Source organism: Variovorax sp. P4_D9, from assembly GCF_056401695.1.
Window position 1 is genome coordinate 1 of record NZ_JBFUIU010001307.1, and the last position, 1,746, is coordinate 1,746.

2 protein-coding genes are annotated in these 1,746 nt (G+C 61.2%); both read left to right on the forward strand.

What is annotated here, in order from left to right; genetic code table 11:
• Nucleotides 1–536, forward strand: a 536-nt coding sequence (locus tag AC1DY5_RS54280) for a DUF4124 domain-containing protein (protein WP_478122467.1), incomplete at its 5' end; no start/stop codon positions are given.
• A 697-nt stretch (nucleotides 537–1,233) separates the two neighbouring features.
• Nucleotides 1,234–1,746: DUF3313 domain-containing protein (locus AC1DY5_RS54285; RefSeq protein ID WP_478122468.1), on the forward strand; the 513-nt coding region annotated here is incomplete at its 3' end.

The window sequence follows — 1,746 nt, forward strand, 5'->3', positions numbered from 1 at the left end:
GTCCTCGACAGCCTGGATACCCGGCCGCTCCATCTCCGATTGGCCCGACGGCCTTGGTGGAAATTCTGGTGAGCGCAAGGACGCTGAGCCTGCTCGCTGCCTCCATCGCCGCTATGCTGGTGATGCCCTTGGCCGCGCAGCCCACGGTCTACCGCTGCGAGACGAACGGCAAGGTCAGCTATTCAGACGCTCCCTGCGTCGGGGCCAAGGTGATCGACGCGACGCCGACGCAAGGCATGGACAAAATGACCGGCCAGTCACGCAAAGGTCGTGACGTGCAGCGTGAAGAGTTCAACGCAGTCTTCGACAACTCCCTGCGCCCGCTCCATGGTCGCTCACATGCCGACATGGACGTGATGCGGCGTCGCGTGAAGTTGTCTAGCCCAGTGCGCCAATCTCGACAACCGCCTACCCACGAAGTCCGCCAGCGTGAGGCGCTCGGCCAGGCCTTGCGGTGGGTACCCGCCGAGCGTAGTTGCATGGCAGCCCTCGTCGAGGTCTGCAATGGGCCCTCAGTTCCATTTCGGCTGATTTGATAGCTGCCACTCGATTCGCCTTGGACGCCGAGACGGTGCAGGCCGGTTAGGCGACGGCGACGGGCTATGTCCGAACCGCCTTGATACCGGTCGTCGAAGGCGAGATCTCCTTGCTACCTAGACGACCGCAGTCAGGCTCACAGCTTGAGTTCACCGAGCGGCCGTGAAGCACAGCACCCGCTCCGGACCGGCCTTACAGCGGTCAAACCTGAAGGACCGAGATGGGCCCACTCCGGAAGTACGCATTGCTGATCTCGACGCCCTGAAGCAGACAGTTGGAGGTCAACCTGGCAAAGTGCTTGAACAAGGGTATGGCTCTCCTTGCGCAGCCCGCCCTTACGTTGCCAAATGCGCTGCGTGGCCTTCGACCGCGACCGCCATGTTGTTCAGGCCTTGGTCCGCAACGCCGGGAAGAGGTTGAAACCATCGTTTTTTTGCGTGTCACTACCCCCACATTCGAGAGCGACGGCTCGATGCGCCGCACAGGCAACTCCCACTCGCGTCGTGCCCTCTCCTCGTGCACGTGCTTAGTGCCCGGCTTCGCTGCGAACTTGACCCGGTGCAGCAACCGGCGAGATACTGCTTTTAGTAACAGGGCCGAAGAAAGATTAGACCGGGGTGGTCGCGGTGCGCGCGCGACGTCCTTTCGTGAGGGACGAGTAACTCGTCAACCGTACCGCGGCGAAGTGGGCAGACTATGAAGAAGTCGATCGCAGGCAAGGTGTGCGCATTTTTCCTTGTAGGAATTCTGGGAGCATGCGCAACCAAGGTTGATTATTCCGGCGGTTCGGGCTTTCTCAGAGACTACCCACGCCTAAGGGAAACGAAAACCGCCGAGGGAAACACCATTCGAGGCTGGGTAAGCCCCAAACTCACTCCCAACAACTACGTTGCGGTGCTGCTCGATCCGATCGTGTTCTACCCCGAACCGCGGCCAACCGAGCATGTGAGCGAGGAGACGCTAAGAGAAATTCTCGCCTACGCAAACGACGCACTTAAGCGGTCACTCAGCCAGCAGTTCAGAGTGGTCGATCGTGCAGCGCCCGGCGTGCTGCGGATTCGCAGCGCATTCACCGGCGTCGGCGCACAAGGCGAAGGCCTCCAGCCGTACCAGTACATACCCATCGCTTTTGCGGCCTCCATGGCCAGCAGGGCCGCGACGGGAACGCCGCAACGGGCATTCATCGTGGTCGAAGTTGAAGGATCGGAT